Source organism: Citrobacter sp. R-1.5.2 (assembly GCF_035064245.1).
In the GTDB taxonomy this organism is placed as follows: Bacteria; Pseudomonadota; Gammaproteobacteria; order Enterobacterales; family Enterobacteriaceae; genus Citrobacter.
In genome coordinates this window covers 1-5006 of the sequence record NZ_JASEYC010000047.1, presented here as the reverse complement: position 1 = coordinate 5006, position 5006 = coordinate 1, and the positions used below count along the sequence as shown (strand labels likewise).

The window sequence follows — 5006 nt, the reverse complement described above, 5'->3', positions numbered from 1 at the left end:
AGTAACGCGCTGGCAGTGGAAGAACAAGAACCAGAAACGAAGCAGACGGTGTTGGCCGTCTGCTTCGAAACATCATTGTTGGCTCGAGAACTGATCGAGAATACCATTCTTGCGGACGACATCCAAAACAATACAGAAAAGATAGCTTTGCGGTTGTCGGAGCCCCTCCCCCCAACTTATAATGGGATTATTGCTGGGCTAAACAATGCTCAGCACCACCGGCAAGCGCCGCGACGGCCGAGGTCTTCCGATCTCCTGAAGCCAGGGCAGATCCGTGCACAGCACCTTGCCGTAGAAGAACAGCAAGGCCGCCAATGCCTGACGATGCGTGGAGACCGAAACCTTGCGCTCGTTCGCCAGCCAGGACAGAAATGCCTCGACTTCGCTGCTGCCCAAGGTTGCCGGGTGACGCACACCGTGGAAACGGATGAAGGCACGAACCCAGTGGACATAAGCCTGTTCGGTTCGTAAACTGTAATGCAAGTAGCGTATGCGCTCACGCAACTGGTCCAGAACCTTGACCGAACGCAGCGGTGGTAACGGCGCAGTGGCGGTTTTCATGGCTTGTTATGACTGTTTTTTTGTACAGTCTATGCCTCGGGCATCCAAGCAGCAAGCGCGTTACGCCGTGGGTCGATGTTTGATGTTATGGAGCAGCAACGATGTTACGCAGCAGGGCAGTCGCCCTAAAACAAAGTTAGACATCATGAGGGTAGCGGTGACCATCGAAATTTCGAACCAACTATCAGAGGTGCTAAGCGTCATTGAGCGCCATCTGGAATCAACGTTGCTGGCCGTGCATTTGTACGGCTCCGCAGTGGATGGCGGCCTGAAGCCATACAGCGATATTGATTTGTTGGTTACTGTGGCCGTAAAGCTTGATGAAACGACGCGGCGAGCATTGCTCAATGACCTTATGGAGGCTTCGGCTTTCCCTGGCGAGAGCGAGACGCTCCGCGCTATAGAAGTCACCCTTGTCGTGCATGACGACATCATCCCGTGGCGTTATCCGGCTAAGCGCGAGCTGCAATTTGGAGAATGGCAGCGCAATGACATTCTTGCGGGTATCTTCGAGCCAGCCATGATCGACATTGATCTAGCTATCCTGCTTACAAAAGCAAGAGAACATAGCGTTGCCTTGGTAGGTCCGGCAGCGGAGGAATTCTTTGACCCGGTTCCTGAACAGGATCTATTCGAGGCGCTGAGGGAAACCTTGAAGCTATGGAACTCGCAGCCCGACTGGGCCGGCGATGAGCGAAATGTAGTGCTTACGTTGTCCCGCATTTGGTACAGCGCAATAACCGGCAAAATCGCGCCGAAGGATGTCGCTGCCGACTGGGCAATAAAACGCCTACCTGCCCAGTATCAGCCCGTCTTACTTGAAGCTAAGCAAGCTTATCTGGGACAAAAAGAAGATCACTTGGCCTCACGCGCAGATCACTTGGAAGAATTTATTCGCTTTGTGAAAGGCGAGATCATCAAGTCAGTTGGTAAATGATGTCTAACAATTCGTTCAAGCCGACCGCGCTACGCGCGGCGGCTTAACTCCGGCGTTGGGCGCACAATAAGGCTCCTTGCAGAGTTGCTTGAAAGTTGTTACGATTCAAATTCAATCATGAGATAGTCAGCAGATGAGCACTTCCAAGAACGCAGACAAGTAAGCCGCAGCAACCTTCATTTTTCGGTTGTTGCGGCGTTCTCATGAATCCTTTTGCTCTACGGGAGCGCCGCCAAATCCTTTGTTCAAGGAGATGGTTTCGTGAGCTCAAAAAACTTTAGTTGGCGGTACTCCCTTGCCGCCACGGTGTTGTTGTTATCACCGTTCGATTTATTGGCATCACTCGGCATGGACATGTACTTGCCAGCAGTGCCGTTTATGCCAAACGCGCTTGGTACGACAGCGAGCACAATTCAGCTTACGCTGACAACGTACTTGGTCATGATTGGTGCCGGTCAGCTCTTGTTTGGACCGCTATCGGACCGACTGGGGCGCCGCCCCGTTCTACTGGGAGGTGGCCTCGCCTACGTTGTGGCGTCAATGGGCCTCGCTCTTACGTCATCGGCTGAAGTCTTTCTGGGGCTTCGGATTCTTCAGGCTTGTGGTGCCTCGGCGTGCCTTGTTTCCACATTTGCAACAGTACGTGACATTTACGCAGGTCGCGAGGAAAGTAATGTCATTTACGGCATACTCGGATCCATGCTGGCCATGGTCCCGGCGGTAGGCCCATTGCTCGGAGCGCTCGTCGACATGTGGCTTGGGTGGCGGGCTATCTTTGCGTTTCTAGGTTTGGGCATGATCGCTGCATCTGCAGCAGCGTGGCGATTCTGGCCTGAAACCCGGGTGCAACGAGTTGCGGGCTTGCAATGGTCGCAGCTGCTACTCCCCGTTAAGTGCCTGAACTTCTGGTTGTACACGTTGTGTTACGCCGCTGGAATGGGTAGCTTCTTCGTCTTTTTCTCCATTGCGCCCGGACTAATGATGGGCAGGCAAGGTGTGTCTCAGCTTGGCTTCAGCCTGCTGTTCGCCACAGTGGCAATTGCCATGGTGTTTACGGCTCGTTTTATGGGGCGTGTGATACCCAAGTGGGGCAGCCCAAGTGTCTTGCGAATGGGAATGGGATGCCTGATAGCTGGAGCAGTATTGCTTGCCATCACCGAAATATGGGCTTTGCAGTCCGTGTTAGGCTTTATTGCTCCAATGTGGCTAGTGGGTATTGGTGTCGCCACAGCGGTATCTGTGGCGCCCAATGGCGCTCTTCGAGGATTCGACCATGTTGCTGGAACGGTCACGGCAGTCTACTTCTGCTTGGGCGGTGTACTGCTAGGAAGCATCGGAACGTTGATCATTTCGCTGTTGCCGCGCAACACGGCTTGGCCGGTTGTCGTGTACTGTTTGACCCTTGCAACAGTCGTGCTCGGTCTGTCTTGTGTTTCCCGAGTGAAGGGCTCTCGCGGCCAGGGGGAGCATGATGTGGTCGCGCTACAAAGTGCGGAAAGTACATCAAATCCCAATCGTTGAGAGAATGTGGCAAGCTATCGCCCAACAAATCGCTGCAGCCGACCCAAAACCGCTACGCGGTTTCGGTCGGCTGAGCTCAGGCGTTATGCTCTGTGAGCCTGGTTATTGGCGAAGCGAAAGTATGACGATTTCAGCAATAAACGCAAAAGGATAAAAAAATGACATGGAGAACGACCAGAACACTTTTACAGCCTCAAAAGCTGGAGTTCAATGAGTTTGAGATTCTTAATCCCGTAGTTGAGGGCGCCCGAATTGTCGGCATTGGCGAGGGTGCTCACTTTGTCGCGGAGTTCTCACTGGCTAGAGCTAGTCTTATTCGCTATTTTGTCGAGAGGCATGATTTTAATGCGATTGGTTTGGAATGTGGGGCGATTCAGGCATCCCGGCTATCTGAATGGCTCAACTCAACAGCCGGTGCTCATGAACTTGAGCGATTTTCGGATACCCTGACCTTTTCTTTGTATGGCTCAGTGCTGATTTGGGTTAAATCATATCTACGCGAATCAGGAAGAAAACTGCAGTTAGTCGGAATCGATTTACCCAACACCTTGAATCCAAGGGACGACCTAGCGCAATTGGCCGAAATTATCCAGGTCATCGACCACCTCATGAAACCCCACGTTGATGCGCTGACTCAGTTGTTGACGTCCATTGATGGCCAGTCGGCGGTTATTTCATCGGCAAAATGGGGGGAGTTGGAAACGGCTCAGCAGGAGAAAGCTATCTCAGGGGTAACCAGATTGAAGCTCCGTTTGGCGTCGCTTGCCCCTGTCCTGAAAAATCACGTCAACAGCGATTTTTTCCGAAAAGCCTCTGATCGAATAGAGTCGATAGAGTATACGTTGGAAACCTTGCGTGTAATGAAAGCTTTCTTCGATGGTACCTCTCTTGAGGGAGATACTTCCGTACGTGACTCGTATATGGCGGGCGTGGTGGATGGAATGGTTCGAGCGAATCCGGATGTAAGGATAATTCTGCTGGCGCACAACAATCATTTACAAAAAACTCCAGTTTCCTTTTCAGGCGAGCTTACGGCTGTTCCCATGGGACAGCATCTCGCAGAGAGGGAGGAGGGGGATTACCGTGCGATTGCATTCACCCATCTTGGACTCACCGTGCCGGAAATGCATTTCCCATCGCCCGACAGTCCTCTTGGATTCTCTGTTGTGACCACGCCTGCCGATGCAATCCGTGAGGATAGTGTGGAACAGTATGTCATCGATGCCTGTGGTAAGGAGGATTCATGCCTGACATTGACAGATGACCCCATGGAAGCAAAGCGAATGCGGTCCCAAAGCGCCTCTGTAGAAACGAATTTGAGCGAGGCATTTGATGCCATCGTCTGCGTTCCCAGCGCCGGCAAGGACAGCCTGGTTGCCCTATAGGAAACCAGAAATGAAATGAAGGAGCATAACCTGCCAATCCACCGGACGGTTTTCAACCGCCGGTGATCAGCGCGTTAGATGCACTAAGCACATAATTGCTCACAGCCAAACTATCAGGTCAAGTCTGCTTTTATTATTTTTAAGCGTGCATAATAAGCCCTACACAAATTGGGAGATATATCATGAAAGGCTGGCTTTTTCTTGTTATCGCAATAGTTGGCGAAGTAATCGCAACATCCGCATTAAAATCTAGCGAGGGCTTTACTAAGCTTGCCCCTTCCGCCGTTGTCATAATCGGTTATGGCATCGCATTTTATTTTCTTTCTCTGGTTCTGAAATCCATCCCTGTCGGTGTTGCTTATGCAGTCTGGTCGGGACTCGGCGTCGTCATAATTACAGCCATTGCCTGGTTGCTTCATGGGCAAAAGCTTGATGCGTGGGGCTTTGTAGGTATGGGGCTCATAATTGCTGCCTTTTTGCTCGCCCGATCCCCATCGTGGAAGTCGCTGCGGAGGCCGACGCCATGGTGACGGTGTTCGGCATTCTGAATCTCACCGAGGACTCCTTCTTCGATGAGAGCCGGCGGCTAGACCCCGCCGGCG

The 5006-nt window shown here is 52.2% G+C and carries 4 protein-coding genes and 1 pseudogene; 4 read left to right on the top strand and 1 reads right to left on the bottom strand.

The features are described 5' to 3' along the window. Nucleotides 1–207: 207 nt before the first annotated feature. A pseudogene (gene intI1, locus QMN38_RS26290) lies at nt 208–561 on the bottom strand (class 1 integron integrase IntI1); the annotation flags it as partial. Between the two features lie 145 nt (nt 562–706). Here intI1 and QMN38_RS26285 point away from each other — a divergent pair. From QMN38_RS26285 to QMN38_RS26270, 4 genes are all read left to right on the top strand, one after another. Next, nucleotides 707–1498 carry an ANT(3'')-Ia family aminoglycoside nucleotidyltransferase AadA2 gene (locus QMN38_RS26285; RefSeq protein ID WP_001261740.1) on the top strand — a complete coding sequence of 264 codons (792 nt, stop codon included), beginning with the start codon at nt 707–709 and terminating at the stop codon, nt 1496–1498. Between the two features lie 261 nt (nt 1499–1759). Beyond that, nucleotides 1760–3019, top strand: coding sequence for a chloramphenicol efflux MFS transporter CmlA1 (locus QMN38_RS26280; RefSeq protein ID WP_000095725.1), 1260 nt, complete (start codon nt 1760–1762; stop codon nt 3017–3019). A 158-nt stretch (nt 3020–3177) separates the two neighbouring features. After that, the gene (gene ere(A), locus QMN38_RS26275) at nt 3178–4404 is read left to right on the top strand and encodes an EreA family erythromycin esterase (protein ID WP_021566672.1); all 1227 of its coding nucleotides are present in this window, start codon (nt 3178–3180) and stop codon (nt 4402–4404) included. A 182-nt stretch (nt 4405–4586) separates the two neighbouring features. Continuing rightward, complete coding sequence (locus QMN38_RS26270) at nt 4587–4934, top strand: quaternary ammonium compound efflux SMR transporter QacE delta 1 (protein WP_000679427.1); 348 nt, start codon at nt 4587–4589, stop codon at nt 4932–4934. Nucleotides 4935–5006: the final 72 nt, after the last annotated feature.